14 protein-coding genes and 2 pseudogenes are annotated in these 16,371 nt (G+C 72.6%); 6 read left to right on the top strand and 10 right to left on the bottom strand.

Translation table 11 applies throughout. The annotated features are described in order from the left end of the window. The first annotated feature begins 12 nt into the window (after nt 1-12). The 3 genes from AC5677_RS30360 to AC5677_RS30350 all read left to right on the top strand — a co-directional run bounded on the left by AC5677_RS30360 (nt 13) and on the right by AC5677_RS30350 (nt 2,338). Entirely contained in the window at nt 13-723 is a 711-nt protein-coding gene (locus tag AC5677_RS30360) for a hypothetical protein (protein ID WP_497191063.1), read from the top strand. Beyond that, complete coding sequence (locus AC5677_RS30355) at nt 720-1,733, top strand: serine/threonine-protein kinase (RefSeq protein ID WP_497191062.1); 1,014 nt, start codon at nt 720-722, stop codon at nt 1,731-1,733. The genes AC5677_RS30360 and AC5677_RS30355 overlap by 4 nt, the downstream gene beginning before the upstream one ends. Before the next feature lie 224 nt (nt 1,734-1,957). Next, nucleotides 1,958-2,338, top strand: a complete 381-nt coding sequence (locus tag AC5677_RS30350; RefSeq protein ID WP_497191061.1) for a VOC family protein — start codon at nt 1,958-1,960, stop codon at nt 2,336-2,338. 108 nt (nt 2,339-2,446) lie between these two features. On the opposite strand, the gene AC5677_RS30345 is transcribed toward AC5677_RS30350, so the two are convergent. Then, complete coding sequence (locus AC5677_RS30345) at nt 2,447-3,730, bottom strand: streptophobe family protein (protein WP_497191060.1); 1,284 nt, start codon at nt 3,728-3,730, stop codon at nt 2,447-2,449. A gap of 180 nt (nt 3,731-3,910) precedes the next feature. Here AC5677_RS30345 and AC5677_RS30340 point away from each other — a divergent pair, with 180 nt between their 5' ends. Together AC5677_RS30340 and AC5677_RS30335 are read left to right on the top strand one after the other, a co-directional pair. Beyond that, the gene (locus tag AC5677_RS30340) at nt 3,911-5,170 is read left to right on the top strand and encodes a DUF6777 domain-containing protein (protein ID WP_497191059.1); all 1,260 of its coding nucleotides are present in this window, start codon (nt 3,911-3,913) and stop codon (nt 5,168-5,170) included. A 223-nt stretch (nt 5,171-5,393) separates the two neighbouring features. Further along, the gene (locus AC5677_RS30335) at nt 5,394-6,578 is read left to right on the top strand and encodes a L,D-transpeptidase (protein ID WP_497191058.1); all 1,185 of its coding nucleotides are present in this window, start codon (nt 5,394-5,396) and stop codon (nt 6,576-6,578) included. A 78-nt stretch (nt 6,579-6,656) separates the two neighbouring features. On the opposite strand, the gene AC5677_RS30330 is transcribed toward AC5677_RS30335, so the two are convergent. The 8 genes and pseudogenes from AC5677_RS30330 to AC5677_RS30295 all read right to left on the bottom strand — a co-directional run bounded on the left by AC5677_RS30330 (nt 6,657) and on the right by AC5677_RS30295 (nt 14,120). After that, nucleotides 6,657-8,714: a phosphocholine-specific phospholipase C gene (locus tag AC5677_RS30330; RefSeq protein WP_497191057.1), complete on the bottom strand. Its 2,058-nt coding sequence runs from the start codon at nt 8,712-8,714 to the stop codon at nt 6,657-6,659. 302 nt (nt 8,715-9,016) lie between these two features. Further along, the gene (locus AC5677_RS30325) at nt 9,017-10,330 is read right to left on the bottom strand and encodes an MFS transporter (protein WP_497191056.1); all 1,314 of its coding nucleotides are present in this window, start codon (nt 10,328-10,330) and stop codon (nt 9,017-9,019) included. Beyond that, nucleotides 10,327-11,385, bottom strand: coding sequence for a PLP-dependent cysteine synthase family protein (locus AC5677_RS30320; RefSeq protein ID WP_497196816.1), 1,059 nt, complete (start codon nt 11,383-11,385; stop codon nt 10,327-10,329). The genes AC5677_RS30325 and AC5677_RS30320 overlap by 4 nt, the downstream gene beginning before the upstream one ends. A gap of 205 nt (nt 11,386-11,590) precedes the next feature. After that, on the bottom strand, nt 11,591-11,962 hold the full coding sequence (locus AC5677_RS30315) for a hypothetical protein (protein WP_497191055.1): 372 nt from the start codon (nt 11,960-11,962) through the stop codon (nt 11,591-11,593). A gap of 223 nt (nt 11,963-12,185) precedes the next feature. Beyond that, the gene (locus AC5677_RS30310) at nt 12,186-12,722 is read right to left on the bottom strand and encodes a hypothetical protein (RefSeq protein WP_497191054.1); all 537 of its coding nucleotides are present in this window, start codon (nt 12,720-12,722) and stop codon (nt 12,186-12,188) included. Nucleotides 12,723-12,826: 104 nt separating this feature from the next. Next, nucleotides 12,827-13,525, bottom strand: a pseudogene (locus AC5677_RS30305) (RNA-guided endonuclease InsQ/TnpB family protein); the annotation flags it as partial. Then, nucleotides 13,480-13,731: pseudogene (locus AC5677_RS30300) on the bottom strand ((2Fe-2S)-binding protein); the annotation flags it as partial. The pseudogenes AC5677_RS30300 and AC5677_RS30305, both read right to left, overlap by 46 nt. Continuing rightward, a complete protein-coding gene (locus tag AC5677_RS30295) occupies nt 13,728-14,120 on the bottom strand; it encodes a hypothetical protein (protein WP_497191053.1) in 393 nt (130 codons plus the stop codon). The pseudogene AC5677_RS30300 and the gene AC5677_RS30295, both read right to left, overlap by 4 nt. A gap of 406 nt (nt 14,121-14,526) precedes the next feature. On the opposite strand from AC5677_RS30295, the gene AC5677_RS30290 reads away from it, so the two are divergent. Next, complete coding sequence (locus tag AC5677_RS30290; protein ID WP_497191052.1) at nt 14,527-15,747, top strand: serine hydrolase domain-containing protein; 1,221 nt, start codon at nt 14,527-14,529, stop codon at nt 15,745-15,747. 61 nt (nt 15,748-15,808) lie between these two features. On the opposite strand, the gene AC5677_RS30285 is transcribed toward AC5677_RS30290, so the two are convergent. After that, nucleotides 15,809-16,333 carry a MarR family winged helix-turn-helix transcriptional regulator gene (locus tag AC5677_RS30285; protein ID WP_497191051.1) on the bottom strand — a complete coding sequence of 175 codons (525 nt, stop codon included), beginning with the start codon at nt 16,331-16,333 and terminating at the stop codon, nt 15,809-15,811. Between the last annotated feature and the right edge of the window lie 38 nt (nt 16,334-16,371).

Raw genomic sequence — 16,371 nt, 5'->3', positions numbered from 1 at the left:
GAGGAGCCGCCCGTGACCACGCCCGAATTCCTCCCGAGCCATATCGTCCCGCCGGACGGCATGGCGACCTGGTCCGCACCCGACGCCACCCGGCCGACGGTGCCGCTCGACCCGCTGCTGCCCGTCCAGGTCGTCGACCGGCGGGGCGACTGGGCGCTGGCGCTGTGCTCCAACGGCTGGTCGGCCTGGGTCGACGGCCGGCTGCTGCTGTCGATCCCGCACCGGCCGCCCGCCGCCGGGCAGCCGCCCGCCCGCACCGCGGACCCCCGGCCGCTGCTGGGCGCGGCCGAGAGCGAACTCGGCCGCTACCGGCGGCTGGTCGAGGAGCTGGCCGCGGGGCGGCTGGACGGCGAGTCGTTCGGTTCGCGGACCCGGGGCATGCGGGTGGGGATGGTCGTGGACGGCGCGGCGGTGTGGCTGTACGACGCGCGGCACGAGCGGTGGTGCTACTGCGACGGGGTGTCGTTGGAGACGTATGCGGTGACGGCGGGGCCCTCGGCGCGGAGCGGGGAAGGGGACGCCCCGGGGAGCCCGGAGTCCGGCCCGCAGACCCCGGACTCCCCGGGCTCCTCCGCCGAGCCGCACGAGCCGCACGAGCCGCACGAGCGGGACGAGCAGCACGAGCGGGACGAGCGGGACGAGGCGTACGGGGCGGCGCCGGTGGACGGTGCGCCGACGGAGGGCCCGCCGCCCTCCCCCACCCGCCTGGGTGACGCCCGGTGAACGCCGCCGTGCCGGAGCCCGGCGACCGCGACACCGCCACCGGCTCCTCCGGACTGCGCGGCCGCCGGATCGCCGGGTACCGGCTGCGGGACGAGATCGGCCGGGGCGGTATGGCGGTCGTCTACAAGGCGGAGGACCTGCGGCTGGGCCGCACGGTCGCGGTCAAGCTGCTGGCGCCCGAGCTGGCCCGTAACGACACCTTCCGGCAGCGCTTCGTCCATGAGTCGCGGGTGGCGGCGGCCATCGACCATCCGCACATCGTGCCGGTTTTCGAGGCGGGCGAGGCCGAGGGCGTGCTGTACATCGCGATGCGGTACGTCGAGGGACGGGACCTGCGGGCGCTGCTCGACCGCGAGGGGCCGCTGTCCCTGGAGGTCGCCTGCCGGATCGCCCTCCAGGTGGCCTCCGCCCTGGACGCCGCCCATGACCACGAACTCGTGCACCGGGACGTCAAACCGGGCAACGTCCTGATCGCCGAGGGCACCGACAGCGACCGCCCCGAGCATGCGTATCTCACCGACTTCGGGCTGACGAAGAAGTCGCTGTCGCTGACCGGCTTCACCAGCGTCGGGCAGTTCGTCGGCACCCTGGACTACGTGGCGCCCGAGCAGATCTCGGGCCGCCCGGTGGACGGCCGCTGCGATGTCTACAGCCTGGCCTGTGTGCTGTTCGAAATGCTGACCGGTGCGCCGCCGTTCCGCCGCGACGACGATATGGCGCTGCTCTGGGCCCATCAGTTCGACCCGCCGCCGCCTCTGACCGAACGACGCCCGGATCTGCCGCCGGCCGTCGACGCGGTGTTCGCCCGGTCGCTGGCGAAGTCCCCCGAGGAACGGCACGGCACCTGCCGGGAGTTCGTGACGGCGCTGCGCACGGCGGGCCGGGACACCTCGGCCGGACGGCCCCGGGCACACCCCCCGACGAAGGTCGACACGTCCCCCGCACCCTCGGGTCCGTCCGCGCCGCCACCGCCGCCGAGTTGGGCCACGCCGGTGTTTCCGGGGCGCTAGGTCACTACGGCCGGAGCGCATCCGAAGCCGGCTGCCCCACCGCGCGGCCCACGGTCGCCGCCCGGCGGCCCGGCCGGGCGGGGCGAGAATCCAAAACCCTTCGCACCCACTGGCCTCGCCAGGTACGGTCTCGACGTGTTCCCCCTGCGGGCAGCCCATGAGTTCCGCGCGCGGCCGCCCCGGCAGTTCCCCACGCTTCCCCACGCTGAGAGCAGGTTTCGTCGATGGCATGTCGTATCAGTGAGCTCGTGCTCGGTTGTCGTGACCCCGAGGTGCTGGCGCGGTTCTGGTGCGAGGTCCTGGACTTCGTGGTGCTCGATCGCGAAGGGGACGACATGTTCGAGATCGGGCCGCGCGAAGGGTTCGGCGGCCCGCAGCCGACGATCATCCTCAGCCGCAGGGACGAGCCGGAGCCGGGAAAGACCCGGCTGCACATCGACGTCAACCCCACCGACCGCGATCAGGACGCCGAGCTCGAACGCCTCCTGAAGCTCGGGGCGCGCCCGGCCGACATCGGCCAGACCGGCGAGGAGCAGTGGCACGTCCTCGCCGACCCCGAGGGCAATGAGTTCTGCCTGCTCAAGGCCCGCCTCAACCCGCTCTGACGGCTCTGCGCCCCGGGTGCGGCCCTGGGCGTGGCGTTTCCCTGGCCCCGGGTATGGCGTTTCCCGGCCCTGGCACCGGTGTTTCCGGTGCCGGGGCCGCGGACAGCCTCAGGCTGGGGGCCTGCGCCCCGGCGCCTCCCCCGGATGCCGTACCCGCCGCGCCGCCACGCCCCCGAGGAACCCGGTGACCAGCCCCCATACGGCGCCCACCAGCACCAGGCGCAGGAGTTGCGGCTGCAGGACGACCTCGCCGCCCAGGTTGCCGCTGAGGTCCCCGACGCCCATCACGGACAGCCCGTAATGGGCGTGGATCCGGGTGAGCAGTCCGACGACGAGCAGGGTGACGGCGAGCGCCACGGCCAGCTCCACCGCCTGCCGCCAGGCGGGCATGGTGGCCGGGGAGCGGACCGCGGCGGCGAAGGCGGCGCCGAGCAGCACCACGGCCGCCACCGCCACCAGCAGCCAGGCGCGGCCGTCGTGCTGGGCGAGGGACCCCAGGTCGAGGGTGCGCTGTCCGTGCCGGGTGCGCAGGACGTCGTCGAGCAGCTGCGGAAGGGGCAGGCCGATGGCCTTGTCGACATGGCCGGTCCAGGCGCCGCCGGTGCCGATGCCCAGCGCCATCCAGGCCAGGTTCGGCAGCCCCAGGAAGATCACGGCGAGGGTCTCGGCCGGATGGCCCTTGACGATCAGCACGATCACGCCGGTGACCAGCCCGAGCGCCGCGTAGGCGAGCAGTACCAGCAGCATCGCGAAGGCGGGCGGCCGTACGGAGTTCTGCAGATGCAGCAGCCGGGAGGAGAGCGGCGCCCGGCGGGAGACGACGAAGGTGAGCGCGAGCAGCGCCAGCACCCACAGCAGCCCGACGCCGAGGGTGGCGGGCACATCGGCGCGGAAGCCGACCGTGGGGGTCGCGCCGAGTTCCGCGCCGATCTGGTCGGCGAGGTCGTTGCCCACGGTGATCTTGAAGCTGTGGCGTGCGACCAGGGCGAGGATCAGCAGGAACAGCAGCCACAAGGCGGCGGTACGGGCGACCCTGGCGAGCAGTTCATGGCCGGTGGCCACCGCCCGGTGCCGTAGCGGACGCAGGAAGAGCGCGGCGGTCACCAGGGCGCCGGCCAGCGTCACCGACAGCGGTACGGCATCGAGGGCGGCGTCCGCCTTCGCGATCACGCCGGCATCGCCCGTCACGTCGACCGAACCGCCCGCCGCGACGACGACGGCGGCCGCCACGACATGGGGGAACGCGCCGCCGGGCAGGTCACCGGCGCCCGCGGCCCACAGTCCGAGCGCGGCGACCACGTACATGGTGACGACGCCCGCCGCCGCGGCGGCCAGGGCTTCCCGCCAGACCCGGAGGGGGCCACTGCTTGCGGGGCCTCGCGGCTGACTCACGCTGCCTCCTGCCGGACGGCGGGTCGGGGGAATCTCCCCCACGGTAAGCACGCACAGGCCACCCCGCTTGCGGACGACACCGACCACCGGCACACAATGACCCAAAGGTTGACGAATCCGGGCAGACTCCGGGCGGCGCTCGCTTCGCCGGATGGCCCGCACGCGCCGGAAGAGGGACCCGTGACATCTCAGCCGCCGCCCGACAGCCACCCGACCGGACCGCCGTCAGGTCCGCTCTCCGGCCCCTCCGCGGGCTCACCGTCCGGGTCCTCGTCCGGCCCCTCGTCCGAGCGGCCGACGCGGCAGGGCGGGCCGCCGACCGAGGTGGACCGGCCGCACGGACCCGGCGGCGGGGGCCCGGATGACGGCGGGTCCGGTGGCGGCGGGTCCGGCGGCGGAGGCGGCGGCAGGGGCGGTGGGGCGGGCGGCGGTGCGCCCTGGTGGCGGTCCACCCCCCGGGTCGCGATCATCGCGGCCGCCGTCGTGGCGGCCGTCGCGCTGACCGTCATCCTGACCCGTCCGAGCGGCAACGGCGCGGGCGAGGTGTTCCTCCAGCCCGCCGCCGCGGAGGGGCCCGACCCCTTCACCAAATCGACGGCGAAGCAGTCCGCCCCGCCGCCGTCACCGAGCGCGTCCACCGGTACGCCGTCGAGCCCGTCGCCCGGTACCGCGTCCGGCACGCCCAACTACCCGGGCTCGGAGCCCGGCCTGTACGGCGGCAGCCGGAACGCCGCCGCCTGCGACGTCGAGCAGCAGATCCGGTTCCTGGCGAGCGACCGGGCCAAGGCCAAGGCATTCGCCGGCGCCGCGGGCATCGACGCCGGCGCCGTACCGTCCTTTCTGCGCTCGCTGACGCCGGTACGGCTGCGGATGGACACCCGCGTGACCAACAACGGCTTCCAGGACGGCAAGGCCGTCCCCTTCCAGTCGGTGCTGCAGGCCGGCACCGCCGTCCTCATCGACTCCCGCGGTCTGCCGCGGGTGCGCTGCGCCTGCGGCAACCCGCTCCAGCGACCGGTGCCCCTCAAGGCCCATGCCCGCACGACCGGCACGGCCTGGCCCGGATACCGCGCCTCGAACACGGTGGCCGTGCAGCCCGCCACCACCGAGGTGAAGTCCTTCGTCCTCTACGACCCGGAAACGGGCGAGTACTTCAAGCGCCCCAAGGGCAGCAACGGCGGCACCGACCGCTGGACATCGCCCCCCACCCGGTCCCCCTCCGGAACCCCGTCCTCCCCGACCTCCTCCGCCTCGGAGACCTCCCCCACCTCCACGTCCTCGGAGTCCTCCGCCACCCCGTCCCCCACCGGCACCGAGACCGCCGCCACCCCGCCCGGAACCCCGACCGGCACCCAGGGCCCGACCGCGCCGCCACCCACCACCGGGTCCCAGCCCGCACCGGCGTCGACGGGCGGCGGTACGGGGCAGACCAGCCCGTGAACCCACCCGGGGTCCACGCCCGCGCCGACCCCGGCGACCGGAGCCGTGCCCCGGACCAAGACCGGCACCGACACCAAGACCGAGACCAAGTCCCAGACCGAGACCGAGACCGAGACCGAACCGTGGCATAAATCTCCGATCCCTCAGACAACCTCCGAAGCAGACAAACCCTCTGTAGGTGCGGCGGGTTCCCGCCGTCAGCTGTCTGCTTTGGAGGACCTTCGTGCACGCCGCACCTCGTCGCCATTCCGTCCGGTACCTGCCTGCGCTGATAGCGACGGCCACCCTGCTGACCGCGTGCGGGACGGGTGGCGGCGCGGACTCGTCGAAGGCCGACGAGCCCACGGCCAAGGTGACGGTCACCCCGGCCGCGGGCAGCAAGTCGGTCAAGCTGGGCTCGGCCATATCCATACGCGCCGACCGCGGCAAGCTCACCTCGGTCGAGGTCAAGGACGACCAGGGCACCAAGGTCGACGGGCGGATGGGCGCCGGCGGTACGTCCTGGACGTCGAACGGCAAGGTCCGCCCCAAGACCACCTACACGGTGAAGACCCGGGCGAAGTCGACGGGCGGCAAGGAAACCGCCGCCACCTCGGTCTTCACCACGGAAGCGGCCGACAAGATCAACAAGCTCACGAACTTCCCCGGCGGCGGGCAGACCGTGGGCACCGGAATGCCGGTCTCGATCCTCTTCGACAACCCCGTCGCCACGGACCGTCGGGCCGGTATCGAGAAGGCGCTGAAGGTCACCACCCAGCCGCATGTCGAGGGCGCCTGGGGCTGGGTGAAGGACTATTCCGGCAAGGACCGGATCGACTGGCGGCCCAAGGACTACTGGCCGTCGGGCACCAAGGTTTCCGTCAAGGGCGCGCTGTCCGGGATCGACTCCGGCTCCAACGGCGGCTGGTTCGCCCGCGACTACAACTTCGGCTTCCGCATAGGCGCCGACCACAAGGCCGTCATCGACGTGCCCTCGCACACCCTGACCATGTACGAGAACGGCAAGAAGGTCGGCAGCGTCGTCGGCTCCGCGGGCTCCCCCCAGGACCCCACCCGTGGCGGCGTGCACACTGTGCGCAGCAAGAACGCGGCCGAGACCATGGACTCCTCCACCATCGGCCACGGCAACGAGTGGATGCTGGACTCGAAGTGGGTCACCCACCTCACCGCCTCGGGCACCTTCCTGCACTCCGCGCCCTGGAACAACCAGCTCGGCGTGGCCAACACCAGCCACGGCTGCTTCGGGATGTCCACCGGCGACGCCAAGACGGTCTACGACTTCCTGACGATCGGCTCCACGGTCAAGGTGAACGGAACCAGCAACCCCAACAAGACCGACGTCGGCAACGGCCTCGAGGTCTGGCAGGAGACCTGGCAGCAGTGGCAGCAGCGTTCCGCGCTGCGCTGACCCCCATTGGTCCGCTCCACCCGCAACGGGCAGGGGCCGGTGCCCGAGGCACCGGCCCCTGCCGGGCGGAGCGGCCGCTCAGCCGGTGATGATCGCCGGGTCGCTCACCCCCGGCTGACCGTTCTCGACGTGTCCGGCGAGGCGCCGCAGGAAGCCGGCGTCCGCGTCGGAGGCCACCGTCAGGTCGTACCAGCGCTTGCTGGCCCGCAGGTCGACGGTGTGGTCCACGGTGGCGCCCGCCTTGACCTTGAACGTCTCGGCCGCGCCACCGTACGCGTTGGTCACGGTGAGGTTGACGTCGGCGGATCCCTTGTTCGTCAGGGTCAGCTTGAGGTTGCCGCTGACCTTGTCGTGGCGGGCGGTCACCTCGGGTCCCGCGGTCTTGCCGGGGCCCTTGAAGACGCGCAGGAAGCCGTTGGGGCCGAACACCGACAGATCGTGTGTGCCCTTGGAGTACGCCGAGTTCCAGGTGTCGGAGAGCGTCTTGCCCGCCTCCGTGGTGTACGTCCAGGGGCCGTCGGTGCGGTTGCCGGAGCGGACGTGGAAGCAGGCGCCCGCCGCGTCACCGCCGCTGAAGGTGAGCGTGAACTTCCCCGCCGCCGGGTCCGCGGCGCCGTCCACCAGCGGCGCGTACCGCAGCGGGCGGGAGGGGCGGGAGCCGGCCTCCTGCTTGGGCAGGGCCGGGTTCGCGGGGGCGTGCGGGACGTAGTCGGGGTGCCGCTCGTGGTCCGGCGGCTGGTAGGCCGCGGTGTCGGGGAGCTTCGCCGGGTCGGTGTCCTTGACGCCGAAGTCGAAGGCGGAGGTGAGGTCGCCCGCGATGGCGCGCCGCCACGGCGAGATGTTCGGCTCCTTGACGCCGTAGCGCTTCTCCATGAACTGGATGATCGAGGTGTGGTCGAGGACCTCCGAGCACACGAACCCGCCGGTGCTCCACGGCGAGACCACGATCATCGGGACCCGCTGGCCCATGCCGTAGTGGCCCGCGGAGTAGCTCGCGTCACCGGGGAAGTAGTCCAGCGTCGTGTCGACGGTGGACTTGCCCTGGGAGGCGGAGGAGGGGACGTACGGGGGGACGATGTGGTCGAAGTAGCCGTCGTTCTCGTCGTACGTGATGAACAGGGCGGTCTTGCTCCACACGTCGGGGTTGGACGTGAGGGCGTCCAGGACCTGGGAGATGTACCAGGCGCCGAAGTTCACCGGCCAGTTGGGGTGTTCGCTGAACGCCTCGGGCGCGGCGATCCAGGAGACCTTGGGGAGCTTGCCGGCCTTCACATCCGCCTTGAGGACGTCGAAGTAGCCGTCGCCCGCCTTGGCGTTGGTGCCGGTGCGGGCCTTGTCGTAGAGCGGGTCGCCGGGCTTGGCGTTGCGGTACTTGTTGAAGAAGAGCAGCGAGTTGTCGCCGTAGTTGCCACGGTAGGCGTCCTCGATCCAGCCCCACTTGCCGTTGGCGTCCAGGCCGTCACCGATGTCCTGGTACACCTTCCAGGAGACCCCGGCCTGCTCCAGGCGCTCGGCGTAGGTCGTCCAGTCGTACCCGGCCTCCGCATTGCCGAGGACCGGGCCGCCGCCCTTGCCGTCGTTGCCGACGTGACCGGAGAGCATGTAGTAGCGGTTGGGGTCGGTGGCCCCCATGAACGAACAGTGGTAGTCGTCGCAGACGGTGAACGCATCGGCGAGCGCGTAGTGGAACGGAATGTCCTTGCGGGTGAGATACGCCATGGTGCGCTCGGACTTGGCGGGCACCCACTGGTCGTACTTGCCGTTGTTGAACGCCTTGTGGCCGCCGGCCCAGTCGTGGTCGAGGCCCGCGATGAACTGCATGCCGAGGTCCTCGGCGTCCGGGTGGAAGGGCAGCACGTCCTTGCCGACGCCGGGCTGGTTCCACACCGGCTTGCCGTTGGGCAGCGTCACCGGGCGCGGGTCACCGAAGCCGCGGACGCCCTTCATCGTGCCGAAGTAGTGGTCGAAGGAACGGTTCTCCTGCATGAGCACGACGATGTGCTCGACGTCCTGGATGGAGCCGGAACGGCGGGTGGCAGGAATGGCCGCGGCGCGGGCGATGCTGCCGGACAGGGCGGAGACGCCCGCGGTGGCACCGGCTATCTGGAGGAAGCGCCGACGGTTGAGTTCAGCCATGGCTTCGGGAACCTCTCGGTGTGTGGGGGATTTTGCGGAAGTGGAGACCGTGCTGTGTGTTCGTGTGAGGGGTTGTAAGGAAACAGGGCTCAGCAGAGTGTTCCAAGAGGAACGAGCGCCAGGGAAGCGGGGGTGTCCCAAGTGCGACACCTCGCGGTACGCACGGCGAACTCCCCGGGCGGGGGCGCCGGGAGACGGCGTGGTGGCGTATTTCCGGTGAACGGCGCAAGAGGGTGCAGGTCGTGCGGCGGCCGTCCCCGCGGGTGCGGGGACGGCCGCCGACGGGAGGTGGCCCGCCGCGCTCAGGCGGTGGCCGGTTGCGGGCCCGGGACGGCGACCGGGCCGAGCCGGCCGGTCCGGTGCAGGCCGTAGAGGGCGGCGCTGCACGCCAGGCCCAGCGCCGTCAGGACGAGCCAGGGCAGGGCGGGCAGCCCGGCCGCGCGGGAGGCGTCCAGGGCGGCACCGGTGAGGAGGTTGCCCAGGGTGATGCCGACACCGCAGATGGTGTTGTAGAGCCCGTAGTGGGTGGCGACCAGCCGGTCACCGCAGAGCCGGACGATGGTGTCCATCTCGAACGGGTAGGTGATCATCGTGCCGATGGCGAGCAGCAGCGCGGCGAGCGCCGGCGGGACCGCCGCCAGCGCCCAGCGGCCGATACCCGCCTGCGGGACCGGCAGCGCACCGGCCGCCAGGACCGGCACGAACGCCAGCCCCATCGCCAGCAGCCCCCAGGCGAGGGCGCGGCCGGCAGCCAGCCGCGCCTTGCACCAGGCCGTCACCCGCGTCTGCCCGACGATGGTGCTCAGCCCCGACACGGCGAAGAGCATCGCGACCGCCGCCGTGCCGAACTCCCCCTCGCCGCCGAGGCGTTTCACCTCCAGCGGCAGCGCCAGATAGACCTGGAAGGAGAGCACATACGAGCCGATCATGGCGCCGGAGAAGAGCAGGAACGGCCGGTTGGCCAGCACCCGCCGCCACTGGGAGAGCACGCCCTCGCGCCGCCCGTTCCCGTCGCCGTCCGCACCGGCCGCGGCGCCGTCGCCGCCGCGGGCGGGCAGCGCACGGATCTGCACGATGCTCAGCAGCGCGAAGATCCCCGCCGAGACCAGGCAGGTGACCCGGAAGTCCACGCCGGTCAGCACCATGCCCACCAGCGGGCCGAGCAGAATTCCCGCCTGGTAGAAGACGTTGAACAGCGCGAAGGCCTCCAGCCTGCGCTCCCCGGCCTCCGCGGCGAGGTAGGCCCGCACCGCCGGGTTGAACAGCGCCCCGGCCAGTCCGGTGGCCGCGGACGCCGCCAGCAGCGCGGGCAGCGAGTCCACCAGGCCGAGCGTGGCGAACCCGACCGTCCGCAGCACACAGCCGGCCACGATCAGCGGCTTGTAGCCGAGCCGGTCGGCCAGGGTGCCGCCGATCAGGAACATCCCCTGCTGGCTGAAGTTGCGGACGCCGAGCACCAGCCCGACCAGCCACCCGGCCAGCCCGAGCGTCCCGGACAGATGCGCGGCCAGATAGGGCATCAGCATGTAGAAACCGAGGTTGATGGTGAACTGATTGACCATCAGCAGCTGGACGCTGCGCTCATAGGAACGCACCTGGGTGAGCGTGCCCTTCATCGGCCCGCCCCCTCGGGTGCCGCGGCCCGCAGGGTGAGCGGATCGACGACGCCGGCACACCGGCTCCAGGCGGTGATCTCCTTCTCGTCCGGCCGTCGCACCGTCTCCGGCCCGTCCGCCGGCGGGGCGTCGAGGAGTCCGTGGGCGGCGCAGTACTCGTCGTCGTACACCGTCTCCAGGTAGCGCTGCGGGCCGTCCGGGAAGACCGCCGCGATGCGCGTCCCGGCCGGTTCGGTGCGGCTGAGCCAGCCCGCCACGAGCGCGACCGCGCCGACGCTCCAGCCGCCGGTGGCGTAGTGCGAGGCCGCCAGCCGGCGGCAGGTCCACACCGCTTCGCCCGGCGCGACCCAGTGCACCTCGCTGAACTGTTCATAGGCGACGTTGCGCGGATAGATGCTGGAGCCCAGCCCGCGCATCAGCCGGGGGCGGGCGGGCTGGCCGAAGATGGTCGAGCCGATGGTGTCGACGCCGACGAGCCGCAGCTCCGGATAGAGCTGACGCAGCACCCGGGACACCCCCGCGGAGTGCCCGCCGGTGCCGACGCTGCACACCAGCATGTCGATATGGCCCAGCTGGCCGGCGAGTTCGAGGGCCAGCGGCAGGTAGGCGGAGGTGTTGTCCGGGTTGTTGTACTGATCCGGGCACCAGGCGCCGGGGTGCGCCGCCAGCAGCGCGGCCACCCGGTCGCGGCGCGCCTGCTGCCAGCCGCCGCTGGGGTGCGGCTCCGGTACGAGGTCGACCCGCGCCCCGTACGCGGTCAGCAGCCGGGTCATCGAGGGTTCCAGGCCGGGATCGGTGACGAGGGTGACGGGATGCCCGTACACCATTCCGGCGAGCGCCAGGCCCAGCCCGAGGGTGCCGCTGGTGGATTCGATGATCCGCCCGCCGGGCCGCAACTCACCGCGGGCGCGGGCGCGTTCGACCATGTGGAGGGCGGGGCGGTCCTTGATGCCGCCGGGGTTACGGCCCTCCAGCTTGGCCCAGAAGCCGCGGCCGGGCGGGGTGAGGGGTTCGGAGATGTGCAGGACGGGGGTGTTGCCGACCAGGCCGGGCATGCCGGAGGTCTCCCGGGCGGGCCGGCCTCGGGTGGGCTCGGGGGGCACCGGAACGGTGGGCAGGGTGGGAAGGGGAAGGGCGGGAAGAGAGTGCATGTGTCGCTCTCGTTCGGTGTGCGGGGATGGGGGCACTCCTCTCGCGCGCCGGGCCGCTCGGGCGCGGCGCGCGGCGGCCGGGCCGTGGGGCCGGCCACGCGGGCGGCTCCTATATCCGGCGCCTGCACAGGGCGGCGAGCGTCCGGCGGCCGCCGCGCGGCGGTCCGCGCCGCGCGGGCCCGCGCCCCGCGGCCGGACGCCGCGCGGCCACGACCACCACCGCGGCCAGGGCCGCCGGCGGCGCGCCGCCCCCGTCCCCGACGGCCGTCCGCCCCTGCGGGATCCGGCCGCTCGTGGCATGCCCGCACTCGCTGTGCCGGCCGTCGTCCTCCGGTGCCTGTGCCAGGGGTGCGTGGCCCGCCGACGGCACCGCCGGGGCGGCCGCCGGACGGGGGTGATCCGCACCGCCCGCACCGCCCGCACCGCCCGCGCCGGAACACGGCAGCGCGGTCAGCAGCAGCCCGCCGAGAAGCAGCAGCACGGCGAGCGGCCACCGTGGGCGGAGCCGGGCGGACCGGAGGAACGGGAACGCGGGCAGTAAGGGGCGGGTCCGGACGGGAGGGCGAAGCGACACGGGTCCTCCATGGCATGACCGCCGCCGCGCCCGCGAACGGAAGGAGAACGCGGAGCGGCGCAAGCGGTGCGAGCAGGGGGCGGCGAAGAGCGAGGTCGACAGCAGGAGCGGGCCGGATGCGGCCGGAAATCTAGACCTGCTGAACGACGCGCCCCGTGGCGCTGCGCAACGGCGGCAGGGCCGACGCGTCACCGGCCGCCCGGGACCGGCCCCACAGGGGGGCGTGCGCCGGAGCCTCGGCCACCTGCGCGGGACAGGGGAGGGTCAGCCCGGCGCCCTGCTGCGGCTGCCCCGAGACACACAGCTCGGAGGAGTGCGAGTGGGCGGGGGCCGCGGGACGGTCGCGGTCGGCGCCGTGACCGTCCTCGTCAACTGCCGTGAGCAGCAGGGCCGATGGGGCGATGGCCGTCGCACGCTCGGCGGCGGCCGCGGTGACCGTCGCCACGGCGACGGCGGACACGGCGGGCGGCGCCGACACGACGGACGGCACGGACACGGTGGGCACGGCGGGCACGGCACCCGCCGCATGTCCCTCCGCGCTCTCCGCCCGCGCGCCGTGCGCGAGGGTCACGCAGAACAGCATCAGCAGGGCCGGCCACAGCAGCCGGAACGGGACCGTTGCACCACGGTCCCGCACGCTGCGAAGGGGCGACCACGCCGTTGCCATGCCGCGATCGTAACCTCCCGTGCCGGACGAGGCGCGCAGTTCGGCCACGCGCGGGCCGCCCCGCCGGTCCGTCAGGAGGCGAGCCGGGGCGGGACCGGGGAAACCTGCTGTGCGCGCTTGAGCTTCTTCCCCGCCCGGCGCAGGAAACGCGGGGCGTCGATCTTCGTCCCGTCCGAGAGGACCGCAAAGCGTCCCAGGCCAAGGTCGATGCCGACCACGGCATCCGTCTCGGGCAGGCACTCGGTATCGGTCTCGACCACAAAGGAGGCGAAGTACCTACCGGCCGCGTCCTTGATCACGGTCACCGTGGACGGCACGGAGGGCAGGTGGCGAGACCACTTCACCCGCACATCACCGATCTTCGGCAACAACAAGTCCCCGCCGCTCGTGATCTTCCACCGGGCATTCGCTGTGAACCGCAGGGCCTGCCCGTTGTCCTTGCGGGACTTGAACCGTGGTGCGCCCATACGTGGGCGCTTACCTTTGAGGCCGTCGAAGAAGTTCCGGTAGGCGGCGTCCAGGTCCCGCAAGGACTGTTGCAGGACGACGGCCGACACCTCGCCGAGCCAGGCCCGGTCCTCGGTCTTCTTCGCCTCGGTGATCAGCAGCTTCGACAGCTCCCCGGTCTTCGGGAACGTCCCGCCACCAGCACGGGCGGTCTCACGGGCCCGAAGAGCATCGTTGTAGACCACCCGCGCACACCCGAACGCACGGGCCAGCGCAACACGCTGAGGCTCGTTCGGGTACAGGCGGAAGCTGTACCGAAGCTGCGCCCGTCCTGCGCCACGGCCAGCAGCAGACAGCTGTTGGCCCGCCGGCCGTCGACGAGCACCGTGCACGCACCGCACTGCCCGTGGCCACAGCCCTTCTTGGCCCCGGTGAGGTCGAGGCGCTCGCGCAACACGTCCAGGAGCGTGGTCCGGTGACCCACGGTCACGGTGTACGTCGTCCCGTTCACCCGCAGGTACAGCGCGGAACTCTCGCCGCCCGCCGGGTGCCGGGCCGTCACCGGGTCTCCAGCCGCAGTTGGACCTCCTGTTCCTGGTCACCGGCGGCCGTGCCGACGATCCGTACCGAGAATGCGTGCGCCAGGCTCTCGCGCAGCCGGGCCACCGCCCAGTAGCCGCCCTGGAGGTCGACCGTCACCGGCGCGGTCAGCGGCCGCGGCGCGGCCTGGGCCCGCAGTTCGCTCGCGTCCACGGTCACGGTCCACACGGTCGTGCCCGCCCCGGCCACCTCCGTGGGCACATCGTCCGCCTCCCGGTCGGAGGCGAAGGACTCGCGCAGGGCGCTGAAGACCGCATGCGCGTCGTGCGTCGCACAGCCGACGATCTCCACCACGACCTCGTCCGGGGGTTGCGGGTGCTCCGCGTGTGACGTCTGTTCCGCGCTGTTCACTGTCGGGGCCTTCCTCTGGGAGCCGAACGCTTCCAGGCTCGCTCCATGGCTCCCCGTGTGCGACCGGAGACTCGAACGAGTGGTTTAAATGGGCGCAACTTCCCAAAACACCCCCAGAACATTACCGTAAGTGACGAAAGGGGGCACCCTGTGAACGATGGGCGGGAGTACGCCAAAGGGGGACCGACGGGGGACTGCGCCATCCGGACGCACCCCGCTGAGCCGGACGGGCTCCCGTAGTTGCCACGGTCATCGACCGGACGGATCATCCGGTACGGAACGACGCACTCCGGAACTCCCGTACGAGAACGGCACATACGAGAAGGGGCACGCACGCCGGGGACCCGGGCGAGAGCGGTCGGCGCGAGGGCGGACAGGTGTGAGGACGACGTGAGGGAGAGTCACCATGGCACAGGCGGGGGAAGCCACCGTGAGCGGACACTGCGCGCCGGGCTTCGAAGGGGTCCGGGAGGCCTTCGAGCGGAATTTCCGGGTGCACGGGGAAGTCGGCGCGGCGGTGGCGGTGACCCTGCACGGCGAGACGGTGGTCGATCTGTGGGGCGGGCATGCGGATGCCGGGCGGACGCGCGGCTGGGAGCGCGACACCCTGGTGAATGTCTACTCGACCTCCAAGGGGCTGACCGCGCTGTGCGCCCATCTCCTCGTGGACCGGGGTGAGCTGGAGCTGGATGCGCCGGTCGCGCGCTACTGGCCGGAGTTCGCACAGGCCGGCAAGCAGGACATACCGGTGCGCTGGCTGCTCAGCCACCGTGCCGGGATGATCGCGCCGCGTGAGCCGGTGGCCGCGCGGTACGCCTACGACTGGGATCACGTGTGTGCCGCGCTGGCCGCCGCGCCGCCGTGGTGGGAGCCGGGCACCGCGCAGGGGTATCACGCGGTGACGTTCGGATATCTCGTGGGCGAGGTGGTCCGGCGGATCAGCGGGCAGTCGCTCGGGGCGTTCCTGCGGAGCGAGATCGCGGAGCCGCTGGGCGCGCGGGTGTTCATCGGCACGCCCGTGGAGGAGCACCCGCGGTGTGCCGAGATGGTCGGGCAGCTGGACGAGGCGCGGATCGCCGAGCGGTTCCCGGGCGTGCCGAAGCCGCCGTTCCGGGCGCTCTCGGACCATCCGCTGGCCGTGGTGATGCTGGCGCTGACGTACATCCCCACCGGTGACGTCAACAGCGCCGCCTATCGCTCGGCCGAGATCCCGGCGGGCAATGCGCACGCCTCGGCGCACGGCCTCGCCACCGTCTACGGCGCGCTGGCGAGCGGGACGCTGGTCCGGCCCGCCACGCTGGAGGCGATGCGCGAGGCACAGAGCCTGCCGCACGAGCCGGATCTGGCGATCGACGCGCTCGCGCCGCCCGGGACGGAGCGGCAATGGGGGCTGGGTTTCATGCTCAATCACCAGGGCCAGGCCGGTCCCAATCCGCGCGCCTTCGGGCACGGCGGCGCGGGCGGCTCGTACGCCTTCGCGGATCCGGAGAACGGCATGTCCTATGCGTATGCGATGAACAAGTACGGCACGGGCGCCACCGGCGATGCCGACCCCCGCAACATGGGGCTGCTCGCGGCGACATACGAGGCACTGGGGCGGACGCAGGGCGCCGGCGCCCCGGCGTGAGCACCCGCCGATTCCCGTCATGCACCCGCCGTATCCCGTCCCGCGCCGCCCGCCGGGGGCCCTACGGCGCGGCCGACTCCGGTGGCGGCGCCGGGTTCGGGGCGACGCGGGGTTCACCGGCCGCGTCCGTGAGCGCACGCAGCGAGGTGATCAGGCCGGCGCGCTGTTCCGCGGGCAGCCGGGAGACGATGCCGGCGATCTCCGCATGCCGGTGGGAGAGCACCCGCGCGACGAGGTCGTGGCCCTGTGCCGTCAGGCTCAGGACGACCTCGCGGCGGTTGCCGGGGTTGGCCTGCCGGCTGACGCTGCCGGACGTCTCCAGCCGGTCGACCATCCGCATCGCGGTGGAGGGGTTGACGCCCAGCGCGGCGGCGAGCGAGGCGAGCTTGAGCGGGCCCTGACTGTCCAGCACCACCAGGGCGCGCAGCTGGGGCAGGGTGAGCGCGGGCTCGGTCTCGGCCAGCGCCCGCGCCGATATCGCGACCAGCAGCCGGGAGGCGGTCAGCACGGCGGCGATCACCTCCTCGGCGTCGTCGTCGAGTCCGCGCTCGGTTCCCAAATGCTCTTCGTGCCCCTTGGCGCCCATGGCGTCTTTATACCCGGTGGGGGCGTTTTCCCTGGTGG

The sequence above is a fragment of the Streptomyces sp. JLSY215 genome (assembly GCF_059682825.1).
The sequence above is the reverse complement of the archived record's forward strand: the minus strand, read 5'-3'. Positions and strand labels throughout refer to the sequence as shown.

Bases quoted from the DNA above. Each gene is read 5' to 3' on its own strand.
- AC5677_RS30290 (WP_497191052.1), top strand. From the start codon at position 14,527: ATGGCACAGGCGGGGGAAGCCACCGTGAGCGGACACTGCGCGCCGGGC.
- AC5677_RS30350 (WP_497191061.1), top strand. From the start codon at position 1,958: ATGGCATGTCGTATCAGTGAGCTCGTGCTCGGTTGTCGTGACCCCGAG.
- AC5677_RS30285 (WP_497191051.1), bottom strand. From the start codon at position 16,333: ATGGGCGCCAAGGGGCACGAAGAGCATTTGGGAACCGAGCGCGGACTC.
- AC5677_RS30320 (WP_497196816.1), bottom strand. From the start codon at position 11,385: ATGCCCGGCCTGGTCGGCAACACCCCCGTCCTGCACATCTCCGAACCC.
- AC5677_RS30325 (WP_497191056.1), bottom strand. From the start codon at position 10,330: ATGAAGGGCACGCTCACCCAGGTGCGTTCCTATGAGCGCAGCGTCCAG.
- AC5677_RS30330 (WP_497191057.1), bottom strand. From the start codon at position 8,714: ATGGCTGAACTCAACCGTCGGCGCTTCCTCCAGATAGCCGGTGCCACC.
- AC5677_RS30310 (WP_497191054.1), bottom strand. From the start codon at position 12,722: ATGGCAACGGCGTGGTCGCCCCTTCGCAGCGTGCGGGACCGTGGTGCA.